This window comes from Kitasatospora viridis, from assembly GCF_007829815.1.
GTDB lineage: Bacteria > Actinomycetota > Actinomycetes > Streptomycetales > Streptomycetaceae > Kitasatospora > Kitasatospora viridis.
This window is the reverse complement of record NZ_VIWT01000001.1, coordinates 4069287-4086025: the sequence shown is the minus strand read 5'-3', so window position 1 is coordinate 4086025 and position 16739 is coordinate 4069287. Positions and strand designations below refer to the sequence as shown.

18 protein-coding genes and 1 tRNA gene are annotated in these 16739 nt (G+C 70.5%); 6 read left to right on the top strand and 13 right to left on the bottom strand.

What is annotated here, in order from left to right:
* Nucleotides 1–25: 25 nt before the first annotated feature.
* The 3 genes from FHX73_RS18310 to FHX73_RS18300 form a co-directional block, all read right to left on the bottom strand.
* Nucleotides 26–496: a hypothetical protein gene (locus tag FHX73_RS18310; RefSeq protein WP_145906013.1), complete on the bottom strand. Its 471-nt coding sequence runs from the start codon at nt 494–496 to the stop codon at nt 26–28.
* A gap of 153 nt (nt 497–649) precedes the next feature.
* On the bottom strand, nt 650–952 hold the full coding sequence (locus FHX73_RS18305) for a GroES family chaperonin (RefSeq protein WP_246213857.1): 303 nt from the start codon (nt 950–952) through the stop codon (nt 650–652).
* A gap of 143 nt (nt 953–1095) precedes the next feature.
* The gene (locus FHX73_RS18300; protein ID WP_342795306.1) at nt 1096–1467 is read right to left on the bottom strand and encodes a DUF3618 domain-containing protein; all 372 of its coding nucleotides are present in this window, start codon (nt 1465–1467) and stop codon (nt 1096–1098) included.
* Between the two features lie 126 nt (nt 1468–1593).
* Between FHX73_RS18300 and bcp the strand changes: the two genes are divergently transcribed.
* Nucleotides 1594–2067, top strand: a complete 474-nt coding sequence (gene bcp / locus FHX73_RS18295; protein ID WP_145906012.1) for a thioredoxin-dependent thiol peroxidase — start codon at nt 1594–1596, stop codon at nt 2065–2067.
* Between the two features lie 85 nt (nt 2068–2152).
* On the opposite strand, the gene FHX73_RS18290 is transcribed toward bcp, so the two are convergent.
* From FHX73_RS18290 to FHX73_RS18275, 4 genes are all read right to left on the bottom strand, one after another.
* The gene (locus tag FHX73_RS18290) at nt 2153–3175 is read right to left on the bottom strand and encodes an ABC transporter permease (protein WP_145906011.1); all 1023 of its coding nucleotides are present in this window, start codon (nt 3173–3175) and stop codon (nt 2153–2155) included.
* Nucleotides 3172–4716 (bottom strand): sugar ABC transporter ATP-binding protein, encoded by a 1545-nt coding sequence (locus FHX73_RS18285; RefSeq protein ID WP_145906010.1) that lies wholly within the window; start codon nt 4714–4716, stop codon nt 3172–3174. Before FHX73_RS18285 ends, FHX73_RS18290 begins: the two co-directional genes overlap by 4 nt.
* A gap of 10 nt (nt 4717–4726) precedes the next feature.
* Nucleotides 4727–5773, bottom strand: a complete 1047-nt coding sequence (locus FHX73_RS18280; protein ID WP_145906009.1) for a substrate-binding domain-containing protein — start codon at nt 5771–5773, stop codon at nt 4727–4729.
* A 295-nt stretch (nt 5774–6068) separates the two neighbouring features.
* Nucleotides 6069–8501: a chitinase C-terminal domain-containing protein gene (locus tag FHX73_RS18275; RefSeq protein ID WP_425461396.1), complete on the bottom strand. Its 2433-nt coding sequence runs from the start codon at nt 8499–8501 to the stop codon at nt 6069–6071.
* A gap of 275 nt (nt 8502–8776) precedes the next feature.
* On the opposite strand from FHX73_RS18275, the gene FHX73_RS18270 reads away from it, so the two are divergent.
* The gene (locus FHX73_RS18270) at nt 8777–9445 is read left to right on the top strand and encodes an HNH endonuclease signature motif containing protein (RefSeq protein WP_145906007.1); all 669 of its coding nucleotides are present in this window, start codon (nt 8777–8779) and stop codon (nt 9443–9445) included.
* A gap of 13 nt (nt 9446–9458) precedes the next feature.
* Nucleotides 9459–9544, top strand: a tRNA-Leu gene (locus FHX73_RS18265).
* Between the two features lie 54 nt (nt 9545–9598).
* Here the strand turns inward: FHX73_RS18265 and rdgB are convergent.
* The 4 genes from rdgB to FHX73_RS47225 all read right to left on the bottom strand — a co-directional run bounded on the left by rdgB (nt 9599) and on the right by FHX73_RS47225 (nt 11942).
* Nucleotides 9599–10210 carry an RdgB/HAM1 family non-canonical purine NTP pyrophosphatase gene (gene rdgB, locus FHX73_RS18260; protein ID WP_145906006.1) on the bottom strand — a complete coding sequence of 204 codons (612 nt, stop codon included), beginning with the start codon at nt 10208–10210 and terminating at the stop codon, nt 9599–9601.
* Between the two features lie 32 nt (nt 10211–10242).
* Complete coding sequence (locus tag FHX73_RS18255; protein ID WP_145906005.1) at nt 10243–10629, bottom strand: hypothetical protein; 387 nt, start codon at nt 10627–10629, stop codon at nt 10243–10245.
* A gap of 115 nt (nt 10630–10744) precedes the next feature.
* A complete protein-coding gene (gene rph / locus FHX73_RS18250) occupies nt 10745–11470 on the bottom strand; it encodes a ribonuclease PH (RefSeq protein ID WP_145906004.1) in 726 nt (241 codons plus the stop codon).
* Between the two features lie 94 nt (nt 11471–11564).
* The gene (locus tag FHX73_RS47225; protein ID WP_281292687.1) at nt 11565–11942 is read right to left on the bottom strand and encodes a PTS sugar transporter subunit IIB; all 378 of its coding nucleotides are present in this window, start codon (nt 11940–11942) and stop codon (nt 11565–11567) included.
* Between the two features lie 197 nt (nt 11943–12139).
* Between FHX73_RS47225 and FHX73_RS18240 the strand changes: the two genes are divergently transcribed.
* Both FHX73_RS18240 and FHX73_RS18235 read left to right on the top strand, forming a co-directional pair.
* Nucleotides 12140–13384 (top strand): PTS transporter subunit EIIC, encoded by a 1245-nt coding sequence (locus FHX73_RS18240; protein WP_145906002.1) that lies wholly within the window; start codon nt 12140–12142, stop codon nt 13382–13384.
* A gap of 257 nt (nt 13385–13641) precedes the next feature.
* Complete coding sequence (locus tag FHX73_RS18235; protein ID WP_145906001.1) at nt 13642–14895, top strand: PTS transporter subunit EIIC; 1254 nt, start codon at nt 13642–13644, stop codon at nt 14893–14895.
* Nucleotides 14896–14964: 69 nt separating this feature from the next.
* On the opposite strand, the gene FHX73_RS18230 is transcribed toward FHX73_RS18235, so the two are convergent.
* Complete coding sequence (locus FHX73_RS18230) at nt 14965–15711, bottom strand: MBL fold metallo-hydrolase (RefSeq protein ID WP_145906000.1); 747 nt, start codon at nt 15709–15711, stop codon at nt 14965–14967.
* Between the two features lie 222 nt (nt 15712–15933).
* Entirely contained in the window at nt 15934–16128 is a 195-nt protein-coding gene (locus tag FHX73_RS18225) for a MerR family transcriptional regulator (RefSeq protein ID WP_145905999.1), read from the bottom strand.
* Nucleotides 16129–16291: 163 nt separating this feature from the next.
* Here FHX73_RS18225 and FHX73_RS18220 point away from each other — a divergent pair, with 163 nt between their 5' ends.
* Nucleotides 16292–16738, top strand: coding sequence for a type II toxin-antitoxin system PemK/MazF family toxin (locus FHX73_RS18220; RefSeq protein WP_145905998.1), 447 nt, complete (start codon nt 16292–16294; stop codon nt 16736–16738).
* The last annotated feature ends 1 nt before the right edge of the window (nt 16739 follow it).

The following is a 16739-nucleotide window of genomic DNA, read 5'->3' as shown; positions in this document are numbered from 1 at the left end:
CGACGGCCACCCGACCGGGTGGCCGTCACCCGCCCAGACCGGGAATGGTCGGGATGGTGATCGGCAGACCGAGACCGCTGAGCAGGCTGCCGATGGTCGACAGCAGACCGTTCAGCAGCTTCAGCAGCGCGCTGGTGTCCGGTGCGGCCGCACCGGTCGGCAGCGCCAGGCCGGTGGGCAGCGCGGGCAGGGTCGGCAGGGCGGCCGCGGCGCCCTTGACCGGCCGGCCGTCGACCAGCCCGGGGAACGAGGGTTCCCCGGGCATCGACGGAACCGCCGGGCCCGACGGCGCGGCCGGGGCCTTGGGGGCGGAGGGGGCCGCCGGCCCCGCACCGTCCTGCGGCGCGGGCAGTCCACCGAGCGGCCGGGGCGCCGCCGGCGCCGCCAGCACCCGGGAGTCGTCGGGATCGCGGAGCGGGACGGCGGCGGTCGCGACGGTGACCGAGGTCAGGCTCAGCGCCGCGCCGATCGCGGCAGCCGTCCATATGGCACGCATGAGGGTTACTTCTCCTGTCGGGGTTGGAGCACACCGAGCGGATTCGCTCTGCTCCACACAGTGAGCTCCCCGCGCCGCCCGGGCCACCGCGACTAGCCCGAACGCATGGCCCCGCCCCTGGAAGTCGGCCGCCCCGACGACCCGTCAACAGGCCTACAGGTACAGCCCCGTGGACCCCTCGGCGTCCTTCAACCGCTCCGCCGCCACCGCGTGCAGGTCGCGCTCGCGCAGCAGCACGTACGTCGCGCCGCGCACCTCGACCTCCAGCTTGTCCTCGGGGTCGTACAGCACCCGGTCACCGGGCTCCACCGCCCGCACGCTCTGGCCGACCGCGACCGCCTCGGCCCAGGTGCACCGCTTGCTCAACTCCGCGGTCGCCGGGATCAGGATGCCGCCGGTCGAGCGGCGCTCGCCCTCACCGGTATCGGTCCTCACCAGCACCCGGTCGTGCAGCATCCGGATGGGGAGCTTCTCCCCCAGCCGGTCGTGCCGGCCGTGCTCGGACTGCCTGATCTGCTCGTCGTCGTTCGCGCTCACGCCCAGACCGTACCTGGCCCGGGCCCGCGCCCGTGCGCGGACCCGGGCGATCCCCGCGGGCCTCAGTCCTTCTTGCGCCGCTTCGCCGAGGCGATCAGCAGCAGCACACCACCGCCGACCAGCACCACCGGCACCACCCGCTCCGGGCGCGGCCGGCCCTGATCGTCGGTCAGCTCGGCCCGCAGCCGCTCCACCCCGCGGCTCGCCGCCACGTAGCAGCGGCCGACCCGCTGCTCGACCGCGCCCAGCACCTTGGCCCGGGTCTGCGCCGCGATCGTGGTCGGGTGCACCCGCATGGCCAGCTCGTCCAACGTGTCGGCCAGCTGGTTGCGGGTCCGGGCGATGTTGGCCTCGATCTCGGCGGTGGACCGCCCGGCATCGTCCCTGACGCTGTCCTTCGACTTCCCCTTGCCCACCCGGGCCACCTCACTCACCTGACGTCACGGTCTGCTCCCGGTCAGTCTGTCAGCTCCCGTTCCTCCCCGCGCAGTCCCACCCACCATCAGGGGTAGGTTTGCTGTCGGTACGACCACCTGTCCCGCACGAGGAGAGAACCGAACGTGAGCCAGCGCCTCCAGGCGGGGGACACCGCCCCCGCCTTCTCCCTGCCCGACGCCGACGGCAACCAGGTGTCGCTCGCCGACCACCTGGGCCGCAAGGTGATCGTCTACTTCTACCCGGCCGCCCTCACCCCCGGCTGCACCACCCAGGCCTGCGATTTCACCGACAACCTGGAGGTGTTCGCCGGCGCCGGCTACGACGTGATCGGCGTCTCCCCCGACAAGCCGGCCAAGCTCGGCAAGTTCCGCGAGACCGAGGACCTCAAGGTCACCCTGGTCGCCGACGAGGACAAGAAGGTGCTGGAGGCCTACGGCGCCTTCGGCGAGAAGAGCAGCTACGGCAAGACCGTGGTCGGCGTGATCCGCTCCACCGTCATCGTGGACGAGCAGGGCAAGGTCGAGCGGGCGCTCTACAACGTCAAGGCCACCGGCCACGTCGCCAAGCTGCTGCGCGACCTCAAGATCGAGGGCTGACCGGGCGTCAGCCACGCCGAAGCGGCGGCCCCGGCTCCCCCACACAGGGGCCGGGACCGCCGCTTCGTCCATGACACGGGTCGGGTCAGGCTGGCAGGCCGACCGCCCGCTCGCCGCTGCGGCGCTGCTGGATCACCACGGCGACCACCAGCAGGGAGCCCTGTGCCACGTTCTGCCAGAACGAGTTGATCCCCTGCACGGTGAGCCCGTTCTGCAGGGCGCCGAGCAGCGCGACGGCCAGCAGCGTGCCGCCGATGCCGCCCTTGCCGCCCTTGAGCGCGCAGCCGCCCAGCGCCGCCGCGGTGATCGACTGCAGCTCCAGGCCCTCGCTGCCGGAGACCGGCTGGCCGGAGCCGGTGCGCGCGGTCAGCAGGATGCCCGCCACCGCGGCCACCGTGCCGGCCAGCGCGTAGGCCGAGATCAGGTACTTGTTCAGGTTGATGCCGGCCAGGCGCGCGGCGGTGTCGTTGCCGCCGATCGCGAACACGTTGCGGCCGATGTCGGTGTACTTGAGCATCAGGTGCACGCCGAGGGCGACCACGATCAGCAGCCAGACCATCACCGGCAGCCCGGCGATCTTGCCGCGGCTGAGGAAGATGAAGACCGGGTCGTTGAGCACGTAGCCCTGCGCCGCGCCGTTGGAGACCAGGTCCGCGACGCCCTTGTAGGCCGCCAGGCCCGCCAGGGTGGCGATGGTCGGGTTGACCCGGCCGTAGACGATGATCACACCGTTCAGGATGCCGATCACCAGCCCGACCCCGATCGCGGCGGCCATGCCCGCCCACGGGTTGGCACCCGAGGAGGTGAAGGCCATCGCGCTGATCACCGACGCCAGGCCCGCCTGCGAGCCGACCGAGATGTCCAGCGCGCCGCAGATGATCACCACGGTCTGCACCACGGCCAGCAGGCCGCTGATGGTCACCGCCTCGGCGATCACCTGGATGTTCGCCCAGGACAGGTAGTTGTCGTTCAACGAGCCGAACAGCGCCAGCAGCACGACCAGCCCGCCGGCCAGGCTGAGGTTCTGCCCGCCGACCGCGGCCAGCAGGCGCAGCCCGCCGCCCTTGTTGGCCGCCGGCACGCTCTGCTCAGCGGTGGAGGTGGTCATGCTTGCCTTCCTTCGTTACTCAGGCCTTCGTTACTCAGGTCGTCGGCCATCGCCAGGGCGAGGATCTTCTCCTCGGTGGCCTCGGAGCGGTCCAGCTCCCCGGTGATCCGACCGTTCTGCATCACCACGATCCGGTCGGACAGGCCGAGCACCTCGGGCAGCTCGGAGGAGATCACCAGCAGCGCGACGCCCTCCTTCGCCAGGTCCGCGATGATCTGGTAGATCTCCGCCTTGGCGCCGATGTCGATGCCGCGGGTCGGCTCGTCCAGGATCAGCACCTTGGGCTTGCGGGCCAGCCAGCGGGCCAGCACCACCTTCTGCTGGTTGCCGCCGGACAGCTTGCGCACCTCGTGCTCGATGCCCGGGGCGCGCACCCGCAGCCGGTCGGTGTAGGACTGCGCCAACTGCCGCTCGGCCGACCGCCGGACGAACCGGAAGCGGCGCAGCCGCTCCAGCACCACCAGCGAGGTGTTGTCCCGGATCGAGCGGTGCAGGAACAGCGCCTGCGCCTTGCGCTCCTCGGGCGCCAGCCCCAGGCCGGCCGCGATCACCTCGCCCGGACGGCCCGAGCGCAGCTTCTTCCCGTCCAGCGTCACCGTGCCCGAACGCACCGGCAGGTCGCCGGCCAGCGCCAGCGCCAGCTCGGAGCGGCCGGCCCCGATCAGGCCGGCCAGGCCCACCACCTCGCCCGCCCGGACGGTCAGGCTGATGTCCCGGACGTCGTCGGTGGTCAGCCCGTCGACCTTAAGCACCACCTCGTCGGTGGCCACGTTCTGGCGGACGAACAGCTGGGACAGGTCGCGGCCCACCATCAGGCGCACCAGGTCCTGCTCACCGGCCTCGGCGGCGTCCAGCACCCCGGCCAGACTGCCGTCGCGCAGCACCGCGATCCGGTCGGCGAGCTGGAAGATCTCCTTCATCCGGTGCGACACGTAGATCACCGCGACGCCCTGGTCGCGCAGTCGGCGGATCAGCGCGAACAGCGCCTCCACCTCCTGCTCGGAGAGCGAGCTGGTCGGCTCGTCGAAGGCGATCACCTTCGCCTCACCGGTCAGCGCCCGCAGGATCTCCACCAGCTGGCGCTGGGCCGGAGTGAGCTCGGAGCCCAGCAGGTCCGGGTCGAGCACCCGGGCGAAGCCGAGCCGGTCCAGGTCGGCGGTGATCCGCCGGCGCAGCTCGGCCCGGTCCAGCCGGCGCCCGGCCCCGTGGGGCAGGGCACCGGCGTACACGTTCTCGGCGACCGAGACGTGCGGGATGATCTCCGGCTCCTGGGGGATGATCCGGATGCCGGCGGCCCGCGCCCGGGCCGGCGAGCCGAGCGACAGCTCGGCCCCGTCCAGCAGCACGGTCCCCTCGGTGGGCTGGTGATCGCCCGTCAGGATCTTGAGCAGGGTGGACTTGCCGGCCCCGTTCTCACCCATCAGCGCGGTCACCTGGCCGGCCGGGAAGTCCAGGGTCACTCCGCCGAGCGCCCGCACCTCGCCGAACCGCTTGCCGAGATCGCGGACCCCCGCACCGGTGGTCGTGGTCGTGGTCGTCACTGTGACTGCCTCAGCTGCACTGGACGCCGGAGGACTGCCAGTTGGTGGCGTCGACCATCTGGGTGGGGGCGAAGGCCTCCTGCGGGAACGGCTTGCTGTTCTTCAGCTTGTCGTACATGGTCTGCACGGCCAGCGCGCCCACGTCACTGCCGTTGATGAACAGCGCGGCCTTCATGCCCGACGGCTTGCCGCTGCCCCAGTCCTTGCACGCCAGGTAGGCGCCCAGGCCGACACCGTCGATGTTGTCCGGGCTGATGCCCGCGTTCTGCATCGCGGTGACACCGCCCTGCACGTTCTCGTCGTTGCAGCCCCAGATGACCCAGTGCTTCACGCCCGGGTTCGCGGTCAACGTCGCCGCGACCTTGTCCTGCGCACCGGTCGGGGTGTTGTCGGTGCCCACGTCGATGCTCTGCACACCCGGCACGACCGCGTTGAACGCCGTCTTCGCCGCGTTGACCCGGTCACCGCAGACCGTCACATCCTGCTGCCAGGCCGAGATGATCCGGGTGTCCGCGGCCGCCCAGCCGGCCTTCTGGAACTCCTGCGCGGCGCGCTGGCCGACCTGCTGGCCCATCTGCTGGCCGGAGAACCCGATCCGCGGCAGCAGGGCCGAGGCCGCGCACTTGGACGGGTCCGGACCGGTCGCGCAGACCTGGTCGTCGGAGCTGATCAGCGCCACACCCGCGTCCTTGGCCGTCTGCACCACCTGCGGACCCACCGACGGGTCCGGCGGAACGATGATCAGACCGTTGGTCTTCTGTGCAATGGCCGACTGCACGTCGCTGACCGTCTGGTTGGCGTCGTTGCCCAGGTTGACCACCTTCAGGTCGACGCCCAGCTGCGCCGCCTTCGCCTTCGCACCGGCGGCCTCGCCGATGAAGTACTGCTGGTCGCCCTGCTTCTGCAGGTAGGTCATGCTGATCTTGCCGGTCACGGGCGCCGCTTGGGCGTTGCCGCCCCCGCTGGTCTGGCCGGTCGAGCAGGCGGTCATGCCGAGCGTGACGAGCAGGCCGGCAGCGGCTGCGACAGTCCGACGACGGTTACGCACAGTGGTCATGGGGTCGGGCTCCTAGCGAGGGGTGGGGACCACAATCCATCAGAACCAAACAGGTTCGAACGAGGTGGGCCCTATGACACCGCCGTCCATCCACTCCCGTCAAGGGTCATCGCACAGATTCGCACAGGTCGCAACAGAACCGTTGTTTGCGTGGGAGTAAAATGTCACCGAGTGACATGGTACTGATCGCAGGAAACGGTACGGACACGAAAAGGCGGCGACGGTGCACCCCCCTACCGGGTGCACCGCCGCCGCCGTCCGTCGCCCCGTGGCGACCGGCTGATCCTGGGTCGGTTCAGCAGGCTCCGAGATCGGTCCAGACGCCCCAGGAGCCGCTCAGGCTCGGGTCGTCGCCCTTGGTCCACCACTTGTTGCTGTAGTAGTGGCCCTTCCAGCCCACCCTCGTGCCACCGACCGCGTAGGCCGTCCCGGCGTCCCAGCCCGGCGCCGCGGCGCAGCTGCCACCGGTCGGGGTCGGCGTGGGCGTGGGGGTCGGCGTGGGGGTCGGGGTCGGGGTGGGCGTCGGGGTGGGCGTCGGCGTCGGGGTCGGCGTCGGGGTTGGGGTCGGCGTGCCGCCGCTCGTGCTGCCGCGGGTGAAGTCGCCCGGGATCCCGTACAGCGACCCGCCCACGTTCACCGTCCAGTTCGACGGCGTGGAGACCGGCAGGTAGTAGACGAAGTCCACGTCCACCGAGGCCCCCGGCGCCAGCGACTGCCAGGCCGGCAGCTTCAACGAGACCCGGTTGTACGTGCCCTTCAGCCCGCCCGCGTTGCCCGGGCCCGGATTGTCCGCGCTGATCACCTGGGAGTTGAAGCCCGACTGGTCGTGCGCGTTGCCCGGCGCCGAGTTGGCGTAGTCGAACTGGAACTCGGTGCCGCCCGGCAGGGTCACCGTCGAGTTGTTGACGATGTGGATCTTCGGGTTGATCGGGTAGTTGTTGTCGCCCAGCGCGAAGTTGGTGAACGACACGTCGATCGGCAGGGTCTGCGCGGGCATCGCCACGGTCGCCCGGGTCGCACCGTACGGGGCGGCCGACTTGAACCTGTCGTACAGGTCACCGGTCAGCGTCGAGCCCGCCACGTACTCGCCCTTGCCGCCGTTGGCGCTCGGATCGAACCGGTAGTCGCCGGCCAACTCCCAGATCATCGCGCCGCCGGCCCCCTGGTTGACCAGGTAGTCCGCCTTGGCGTTCACCGACTGCTCGTCCTCGGTGGACAGGAACACCTTCTTCGTCGCGTTCCACAGCCAGGGCGCGACCAGCGAGGAGCTGTAGTTGCGGGCGTACGTGCCGGTCAACGCGGTGTCCTTGACCCCGTACTTGCCCAGGTAGTCCGGCAGGATGCCGTTCTGCAGGTTCATCGCGTGCCACATCGGGTTGGAGCCCGCCGGGGCCTCCTTCCCCGCGGAGTCCAGGTCGTGCCAGATGTTGTCGACGCCGACGGCGCCGTCACCACAGGTGGTCAGGCCCGAGCCGGCCGGACAGCTGGTGGTGGCGGCGCTCCCCCACAGCCCGTTGGTGCCGCCCTGCACGTTCTCGAAACCGCGCGTGTAGTACGGCAGGCCGAGGTTGATCCGGCCCGCCGGCATCGAACCGCGGAAGTAGTGGAAGGCCCAGTCGCCGTTCAGGTACCCGATCCCGCCGTACTGCGAGGTGCCGTAGACGTTGGCCGCCTTCAACTCGGCGTCGCTGCCGTCGTCGTAGAGCGAGGCGTTCGGTCCGACGTACTGGTTCCAGGCGCCGTGCAGGTCGTAGGACATGATGTTGACGTAGTCCAGGTACTGCGTCACCTGGAAGGTCTCCATGCCGCGCAGCAGGTAGCCGGAGGACGGCGCCGCCACCGACAGCAGGTAGTACCGGCCGTCCGCCGCGCTCGCGGTGTCCAGCTTCTGGCGCATCGTCCGCAGCAGCGCCGCGTACCCCTGCATCAGCGAGGCGCGCTTGCCGTTGGCCAGCGTCCAGTCCGCCGGGTTGCCGGCGTTGTTCATCGAGGTCGGGTACTCGTAGTCGAGGTCGACCCCGTTGAAGCCGTACTTCTCGACGAACTTCACCGCCGAGTCGGCGAAGGTGTTGATGCCGGCCTGGTTGACGCTGCCGTCCGGGTTGACCGTCATCGAGTAGAAGCCGCCGGACGCGACCCGGTTGCCCGAGTCGTCGAAGTAGCCCCCGGTCTCGGCCCAACCGCCCACCGAGATCATCGTCTTGACGTTCGGGTACTGCTTCTTGAACTTGCTCAACAGGTTGAAGTGCCCCTGGTACGGCAGGCTCGGGTCCAGCTCCGCGCCGGGCACGCCGGGGAAGGCCATCCCGGTCGCCGCGTTGTTCGGCCCGTCCGCGCCCACCGAGATGGTGTTGTCGCCCGCCACGTGCGCGAAGGCGTAGTTGAGGTGGGTCACCTTGTCCCACGGGATGTTGTTCACCAGGTAGGCGGGCGTCCCGTCCTTCCCGGTGCGCCAGCCGGTGAAGTACCCGATCACCCGGCGCTGGTGGTCCGGGCCCATCATCTCGCGCCCGGCGGTGTCGTAGACCTGGCAGTACGGCACGTTCACCCCGGGCGTGGTGTACATCCCGTCCGGCCGGCACGCCTGGTTGTCGACGGCCGCCGACGCCTGACTCGGCACCGCACCGACCGCACCGAGCACCAGCCCGGCCAACCCGGCCACCACCGCGACCACGGAACGGCCGCCTGCGCCACGACGGCGCCGTCCGACCTGACTGCGATTCAACACTCGGTCCTCCAGCAGAGAGTGCCCGCCGGCGCACGTGTGGGGCACGCGCCGACGCTGGGGGGAAGAAGGACGACCCGCCCCGGCGGCGAACGCTCTCGGACGGATCGGCGCCGAACTTATGTGGTCTGGACCACAAGGGTCAATAGGTCTGTACCAACCAGTTGTCAATGCGCCGGAGATGAGACCCGTGATTCTCATCACCCGTTCATCTTGTTTACTGATGACCCGTTACTTGACCAACCCTTGGCTCGTTGCCCACCGCAAGGAGGGAAACCATGTCCAAGCCCACGCGGTACACACCGGAGCTTTTGACGCAGATGGCCCAACGCGCCACCTCGCTCGACGAGATGCTCGCCCTGCTCGGCCGGGAACCGAACCACGACCGCCGCAAGTACCTGCGCGGACGGCTCACCGCACTCGGCATCGACACCGGCCACTTCACGCCCACGGGCAGCATCTACACCCGCGAGCTGCTGGCCGCCGCCGTGGCGGAGTGCACCAGCGTGGCCGGCGTCGTCCGCTACCTGCGGCTGCGTCAGGCCGGCGGCACCCAGGCCCACATCGGACGCCGGATCAAGCACTTCGGCATCGACACCTCGCACTTCACCGGCCAGGCACACAGCAAGGGCAAGCAGCTCCCGACCCGATTGCGCCCTGATGAAGTCCTGGTCCAGCGCCCGCGCGACGCCAAGCGCCTGCCCGGGTCCCGGATCCGCCAGGCGCTGGCCGAACTGGGCCGCCCCGAGCGGTGCGGCGACTGCGGCACCGGTGCCGAGTGGCAGGGCCGTCCGCTCACCCTGGAGGTCGACCACATCAACGGCGACTGGTCCGACAACCGGCCGGCGAACCTCCGCCTGCTCTGCCCGAACTGTCATGCCATCACCCCGACCTACTGCCGGCCCAAGAAGGTGGATGCACGCACCGGGACGCGGCAAGTAGCATGATGGCTCGACAGGGGCGGCCTTGGCGTAACGGCAGCCGCGCTGGGTTTAGATCCCAGTGGGGGAAACCCCGTGAGGGTTCGAATCCCTCAGGCCGCACCAGAATTACCTGAGATTCGAAGGCCGGGCCCGGAGGGCCCGGCCTTCGAAGCATCCTCAGCCCAACAGCTCCCGCACCACCGGTGCCAGTGCCCGGAAGGCCTTGCCGCGGTGGCTGATCGCGTTCTTCTCCTCGGCCGTCAGTTCGGCGCAGGTGCGGGTCTCGCCCAGGGGTTCCAGGATCGGGTCGTAGCCGAAGCCGTTGGTGCCGGCGGGGGCGGTGCGCAGGGTGCCGAGCAGGCGGCCCTCGGTGACGCGCTCGGTGCCGTCGGGGAGGGCGAGGGCGGCGGCGCAGGCGAAGTGGGCGGCGCGGTGCTCGGGGGCGATGTCGCGGAGCTGGGCGAGCAGCAGGTCGAGGTTGGCCAGGTCGTCGCCGTGCTTGCCGGACCAGCGGGCGGAGAAGATGCCGGGCGCGCCGCCGAGCACGTCCACGCACAGGCCGGAGTCGTCGGCGATGGCGGGCAGGCCGGTGGCGCGGGCCAGGGCGTGCGCCTTGAGCAGCGCGTTCTCGGCGAAGGTGACGCCGGTCTCGGGGACGTCGGGGATCTCGGGGTAGGCGTCGGCGCCGACCAGTTCGACGTCCAGGCCGGCGTCGCCGAGGATGGCGTGCAGTTCGGCGACCTTGTGCTGGTTGCGGGTGGCGAGGATCAGGCGTCGGGGGGTGCTCATGGCTCCCCAGTATCGCCGACCCCGGGGTGCGGTCAGCTCGCGCAGGCCTTGGTGAGGGTGACGGCCGCGTCGCCGAGCGGGCTGAGGTCGGGCACCTTGCCCGCGTTGACGGACTGCTGGGCCCGGTCGGCCTGGGCGCGCAGGTCGCTGACGGCCTTTCGGGTGTCGGCGCCGTTGGTGCCGCCGGTGCCGCCGCCGATCCGGTCGAGGTCGCCCTTGAGCTTGGCCAGGGCGCGGCCGGCGGCGGCGGGGTCCTGGCCGGCGTCGTTGAGCTGGTTGAGGTCGGAGCCGACGGTGGCGGCGTTGCTGCCGCAGCCTGCGGCCTGTTTGACGTTGGCGCAGCTGATGGTGCTGAGCGGGAGGACGACGAACAGGGCGGCCACGGCGAGTGCGGTGGGGCGGTTGATGCCGGCGTTCATCGCGGACGCTCCTCGGGGGTCCGGTGGGCTGTTGGCGGAACGCTACGGTCCGGTGCCCCGCGCTGTACAGCCCATCGGACGAAAATCCCCTGGTCAGCCCCTGGTCACTGCCGGCTCAGAGTTCGAGCGCCTTGCGCTGCACGGCGTCCAGCTCGGCGCAGCCGAGGGTGCCGAGGTCGAGCAGCTGGTCGAGCAGCGCGCGGTCGAACGGCGCGCCCTCGGCGGTGCCCTGGACCTCGACGAAGCGGCCGTCGGCGGTGCAGACGATGTTCATGTCGGTCTCGGCCCGGACGTCCTCCTGGTAGCAGAGGTCGAGCATCGGGACGCCGTCGATGATGCCGACGCTGACGGCGCTGACGCCGCCGGTGATCGGCTGGCCCTTGGCGCGCAGCAGGTTCTTGCCGCGGGCCCAGGCGACGGCGTCGACGAGGGCGACGTAGGCGCCGGTGATGGCGGCGGTGCGGGTGCCGCCGTCGGCCTGGAGCACGTCGCAGTCGAGCACGATGGTGTTCTCGGCGAGGGCGCGGTGGTCGACGACGGCGCGCAGCGAGCGGCCGATCAGCCGGCTGATCTCGTGGGTGCGGCCGCCGATCTTGCCGCGGACGGATTCGCGGTCGCCGCGGGTGTTGGTGGCGCGCGGCAGCATGGCGTACTCGGCGGTGACCCAGCCTTCGCCGCTGCCCTTGCGCCAGCGCGGGACGCCTTCGGTGACGCTGGCGGTGCAGAGCACCTTGGTGTCCCCGTAGGAGACGAGGACGGAGCCTTCAGCGTGCTTGCTCCAGCCGCGTTCGATGGTGATCGGGCGGAGCTGGTCGGCGGTGCGGCCGTCGATGCGTGACATAGCGCCTGAGCGTAGTCGTTCCGGCGGGCCCGGGCGGACATCCTGAGGGCCCGTCACCGGCGACCGGTGCGGGCCCTCGGGAGGCTGGGCGGTGCTACATCATGTCTTCGATCTCGGCGGCGATCGGGTCGGCGTCGGTGCCGATGACGACCTGGATCGCGGTGCCCATCTTGACCACGCCGTGGGCGCCGGCGGCCTTGAGGGCGGCCTCGTCGATGAGGGAGGGGTCCTTGACCTCGGTCCGCAGGCGGGTGATGCAGCCCTCGACCTCTTCGATGTTGTCGATTCCGCCGAGACCGGCGACGATCTTCTCAGCCTTGCTGGCCATGGTCTTTCTCCCTCTGTCTCGGCTCTCCGGCTGCCTTGCCGGGGGCCGTCCTGCGGTGTGCCGTGCGGAGCCGGTGGGTGACGCGGGCTCAGTTCGCCCTGCTCCGGCGCGACCAGGATCGCCCGGTTCCGGGTGTTCCGCCACGTCGGTCCTCTTTCGGCTCAGCACCGCGAGCGCCGTGTGGATCTTCCTCCCAGGATGACGGTGAGTGGGGTTCCGATCCGCGGCGCGTCGGCTGTACCACAACTGGTCTACACCAATGTGGCGGCACTTCCAAAAACGCGCCGACCGGCCCTGACGTTCCCGCTCGCGCCCGGACGGCCTGCCGCGGAAGGACGAGGATGAGTTCAGCGAGCGCCGCACTCCCCGAGAAGCAGTGGTGGCACACGTTCTACGGCGGCCTGCAGAAGATGGGTCGCTCGCTCCAGCTCCCGGTGGCGGTGCTGCCGGCGGCCGGCATCCTGAACCGGCTCGGCCAGCCGGACATCTTCGGGCCGAAGGGGAAGATCGCCGACTGGCCGGACGTGGCCAAGGTGCTGGCGGGTGCGGGCGGGGCGCTGCTGGACCCGATGCTCGGCCTGCCGCTGCTGTTCTGCATCGGGGTGGCGATCGGGATGGCCAAGAAGGCGGACGGTTCGACCGCGCTGGCCGCGGTGGCGGGCTTCCTGGTCTACTACAACATCCTCAAGCAGTTCCCGGTGAAGCCGCCGACCGATCCGCCCTCGTACCAGAACCCGGGGGTGTTCGGTGGGATCCTGCTGGGCCTGAGCACGGCCTGGCTCTGGGTCAGGTTCCATCGCACCAAACTGCCGGACTGGCTGGGCTTCTTCAACGGGCGCCGGCTGGTGCCGATGATCATGGCACTGGTGGGGATCATCTTCGCGGTGCTGGGCCTGTGGATCTGGCCGCCGATCGGGCGCGGGCTGGTGCACTTCAGCGACTGGCTGTCGGGGCTGGGCTCGCTCGGCTCGGCGATCTTCGGTGTGGCGAACCGCGCGCTGCTGGTGATCGGCATGCACCAGTTCCTGAACACCTTCGTCTGGTTCCAGTACGGCACGTACAAGGATCCGGAGGGCAACACCTGGACCGGCGACATCCCGCGCTTCCTGCACGGCGACCCGACGGCGGGCCAGTTCACCTCGGGCTTCTTCCCGATCATGATGTTCGCGCTGCCGGCGGCCGCGCTGGCGATCGCGCACTGCGCCAAGCCGCACCGGCGCAAGGAGATCTACGGCCTGATGACCTCGGTCGCGCTGACCAGTTTCGTGACCGGGGTCACCGAGCCGATCGAGTACTCGTTCCTCTACGTCGCGCCGCTGCTCTACGTGGCGCACGCGCTGCTGACCGGTGCCTCAATGGGCATCACCTGGGGGCTGGGAGTGCACGACGGCTTCAGTTTCTCGGCGGGCCTGATCGACTATCTGATCAACTGGACCCTGGCCACCAAACCCTGGTTGATCATCCCGATCGGGCTCTGCTTCGCGGTGGTGTACTACGCGCTCTTCCGGTTCATGATCACGAAGTTCAACCTGCTCACTCCCGGTCGTGAGCCGGAGGAGGACGTGGAGGACCTGACCAAGGCCTGACCCGGATCCCGCCGGATCGGTTGCCCGATCCGACACGGATGACTGCGGAGCGCGGTCACCGCGGGTAACGATGATCGTCAATCCTCAACAAGGTTTCGATTTCATAGCGCTTCCGACCTGCGGGGCTATCGGCCCTTCCAGCCCCTCTCGCAGCGTGCTACAAAACTGGTCTACACCACTAGTGGTGTAGACCAGTTCGCGTACCGGCCCCCGGCCCGCACCCCGCCCGGTACGCCATGGCGTGAGGAACCACCCCCATGAGTACGACAGCGCAGGCAACGGCGCCCTCGCCGTCCCCGCTGAAGAAGGTCGGCCAGAGCACCCTGCAGAGCCTGCAGAAGATCGGCCGCAGCCTCCAGCTCCCGATCGCCGTGCTGCCGGCCGCCGGCATCCTGCTGCGCCTCGGGCAGACCGACGTGCAGCAGAAGCTGCACCTGCCGGCCAAGCTGGTCGCCACCTTCGCGGCCGCCGGCCACGCCGTCTTCGACAACATGCCGCTGCTGTTCTGCGTCGGCATCGCGATCGGCCTGGCGAAGAAGGCCGACGGCTCCACCGCGCTGGCCGCGCTGGTCGGCTACCTGGTCTTCAGCAAGGTGCTGACCGTCTTCCCGATGGCCGGCACGGTCACCGCCGCCACCCCGGCCGGCAAGCCGCAGGACCCGGGCGTGCTGGGCGGTGTGGTGATCGGCCTGCTGGCCGCCGTGCTCTGGCAGCGGTACTACCGCACCAAGCTCCCGGACTGGCTGGGCTTCTTCAACGGCCGCCGCCTGGTGCCGCTGATCATGGCCTTCGTCGGCACCATCGCCGGCATCGTGTTCGGCCTGGCCTGGGGCCCGGTCGGCTCCGCCCTGGACCACTTCAGCAACTGGGCGATCGGCCTGGGCGCCGTCGGCTCCGGCATCTTCGGCCTGATCAACCGCGGCCTGCTGCCGGTCGGCATGCACCAGTTCGCCAACACCTTCTTCTGGCAGCAGGCCGGCACCTACACCGACCACTCGGGCACCGTCTTCCACGGCGACCTCAACCGCTTCTTCGGCGGCGACCCGACGGCCGGCCAGTTCATGGGCGGCTTCTTCCCGGTGATGATGTTCGGCCTGCCGGCCGCCGCCCTGGCGATCGCGCACTGCGCCCGCCCGGAGCGCCGCAAGGCCGTGATGGGCATGATGATGTCGCTGGCCCTGACCTCGTTCATGACCGGCATCACCGAGCCGATCGAGTTCTCCTTCCTCTTCATCGCCCCGCTGCTGTACGCGGTGCACGCGGTGCTGACGGCGCTCTCGATGATGATCACCTGGGCGCTCGGCGTGCACGACGGCTTCACCTTCTCCGCCGGCGCGATCGACTACGTCTTCAACTGGCACTTCGCCACCAAGCCCTGGCTGATCATCCCGATCGGGCTCTGCTTCGCGGTCGTCTACTACGTGGTCTTCCGCTTCGCGATCACCAAGTTCAACCTCCCCACCCCGGGCCGCGAGCCCGAGGACGAGATCGACGACATCACCAAGGCCTGACCCCACGGCACCACACGGCGAAGGGCCCGTCCGATCGGTTCGGACGGGCCCTTCGCCGTGTCGCGCCGCTCAGATCCGGTACACCGCGCCGGCCTCGGCCAGCTCCACCGGCCCCGGGAAGGCCAGCCGGGCGTCGTGCAGGTTGCGCTGCGGATCGGTCCACGGGGGGATGTGGGTGAGCACCAGGCGCCGGGCACCGGCGGCCGCGGCGTGCTCGCCGGCCTCCCGGCCGTTCAGGTGGACGGCCCGGTAGGTCTCCTTGCCGTCGGTGTAGGCGGCCTCGCAGAGCAGCAGGTCGCAGTCGCGCGCGAGGGCCACCAGCTCGGGGCTCTCCCCGGTGTCGCCGGAGTAGACCAGCGAGCGGCCGCCGTGCTCGATCCGGAAGGCGTAGGCCTCCACCGGGTGGTTGACCCGGACCGCGGTGACCCGCAGCGGGCCGAGCTCGAACGGGCCGGCGGGCAGCGTGCGGAAATCGAAGACCTCGGTCATCCCGGGGACCTCGGGCATGTCGTAGGCGCGGGCCAGCCGGCCGGGCGTGTCGGCGGGGCCGTAGACCGGCAGCAGCTCGGGGCAGCCCTCCAGCCGGTAGTTGCGGGCGACCCAGTAGGCGCACAGGTCGATGCAGTGGTCGGCGTGCAGGTGGCTGAGTGCGATGGCGTCCACGTCGTAGAGGCCGATGTGGTTCTGCAGCGCGCCGAGCGCGCCGTTGCCCAGGTCCAGGACCAGCCGGAAGCCGTCGGCCTCGACCAGGTAGCTGGAGCAGGCGGATTCCGGCGACGGAAAGCTCCCGGAGCAGCCCACCACAGTCAGTTCCATCCCGTGCCCCTCCGCCGGATCCAGGCCCGCGCATGCCGGTTACCGCCGGGTCGCACCGGCGGGTAGTGGCAGCGGTCGTGTGTCGAGGGTAAGGGTGCGGCGGCACTTTGCCCCCGTCCCCGTGCCGGGCTGTGGCTGGAATCACCAGAACGGAGCGGCGTGCGGCCACCGCCCGTGCTCCGGCTGGTTTCCGGCCGGTTTCCGGCCCGGGGCCGGCGGCGCTCAGCGGTGCCCGGGGCGGCGCCTGGCCCACTCCCGGATCCGCTCCGGGTACCAGCGCGGATGCCCGCCGGCGTCCACGAAGTCGGGTTCGGGCAGCAGCCCGTGGCGCCGGTAGCTGCGCACGGTGTCGGGCTGCACTCCGATGTGGCGGGCGATCTCGGGGTAGGACCACGCGTCGGCGCTGGACTGGCTCATCGGGGACCTCCGGGGCGGCGAGGCTCGATCAGGGGTGGTGCACGACCAGCCAATCGGTGCGGGCGCCGACTCCCGGGGCGCGGCGGGCGCAGTGGTGGTTCTGTGACGAAGCGGCAGCCGGGAACGGATAAATGCTCAACTGTCACACCGGTACGGTCAGCACATGAATCACGCGACCTATCCGCTGCTCGGCCTCGCGGTGCTGGTGCTGCTCGCCCTGGTGGTGCTGCTCGGCTGCCGCTCCCGGACCACCGAACGGCCGCGGCCCGCCCCGGTCGGCGCGCCCCGGGCGGGCTCCCCCGCACCGCGGGAGATCTGGTGGGCCGAGGTGCCGTTCGAAGAGGTCTCGGGGAGCAAGGACCGGCCCTGCCTGGTGCTGGCGGTGCGCGGGCGGACGGCCACCGTCGCCAAGATCACCAGCAAGCACCACGCCGAGCTGCCGGGGGTGCTGGCGCTGCCGCCGGGCGCGGTGGGCGACCGCCAGGGCCGGGCCAGCTGGCTGGAGACGCACGAACTGCGCGAGGTGCCGCTGGCGCACTTCCGCCGCCGGGTCGGCGTGTTGGACGCGACGACCTGGGCCCGTACCGAGCGTGCGGTACGGGCCCGTTGAC

Excerpts from the sequence above, each read along its gene's own strand:
- FHX73_RS18310 (WP_145906013.1), bottom strand. The coding sequence starts at position 496 with ATGCGTGCCATATGGACGGCTGCCGCGATCGGCGCGGCGCTGAGCCTG.
- FHX73_RS18305 (WP_246213857.1), bottom strand. The coding sequence starts at position 952 with ATGCTGCACGACCGGGTGCTGGTGAGGACCGATACCGGTGAGGGCGAG.
- FHX73_RS18290 (WP_145906011.1), bottom strand. The coding sequence starts at position 3,175 with ATGACCACCTCCACCGCTGAGCAGAGCGTGCCGGCGGCCAACAAGGGC.
- FHX73_RS18280 (WP_145906009.1), bottom strand. The coding sequence starts at position 5,773 with ATGACCACTGTGCGTAACCGTCGTCGGACTGTCGCAGCCGCTGCCGGC.
- FHX73_RS18270 (WP_145906007.1), top strand. The coding sequence starts at position 8,777 with ATGTCCAAGCCCACGCGGTACACACCGGAGCTTTTGACGCAGATGGCC.
- rdgB (WP_145906006.1), bottom strand. The coding sequence starts at position 10,210 with ATGAGCACCCCCCGACGCCTGATCCTCGCCACCCGCAACCAGCACAAG.
- FHX73_RS18255 (WP_145906005.1), bottom strand. The coding sequence starts at position 10,629 with ATGAACGCCGGCATCAACCGCCCCACCGCACTCGCCGTGGCCGCCCTG.
- rph (WP_145906004.1), bottom strand. The coding sequence starts at position 11,470 with ATGTCACGCATCGACGGCCGCACCGCCGACCAGCTCCGCCCGATCACC.
- FHX73_RS18240 (WP_145906002.1), top strand. The coding sequence starts at position 12,140 with ATGAGTTCAGCGAGCGCCGCACTCCCCGAGAAGCAGTGGTGGCACACG.
- FHX73_RS18235 (WP_145906001.1), top strand. The coding sequence starts at position 13,642 with ATGAGTACGACAGCGCAGGCAACGGCGCCCTCGCCGTCCCCGCTGAAG.
- FHX73_RS18230 (WP_145906000.1), bottom strand. The coding sequence starts at position 15,711 with ATGGAACTGACTGTGGTGGGCTGCTCCGGGAGCTTTCCGTCGCCGGAA.
- FHX73_RS18225 (WP_145905999.1), bottom strand. The coding sequence starts at position 16,128 with ATGAGCCAGTCCAGCGCCGACGCGTGGTCCTACCCCGAGATCGCCCGC.
- FHX73_RS18220 (WP_145905998.1), top strand. The coding sequence starts at position 16,292 with ATGAATCACGCGACCTATCCGCTGCTCGGCCTCGCGGTGCTGGTGCTG.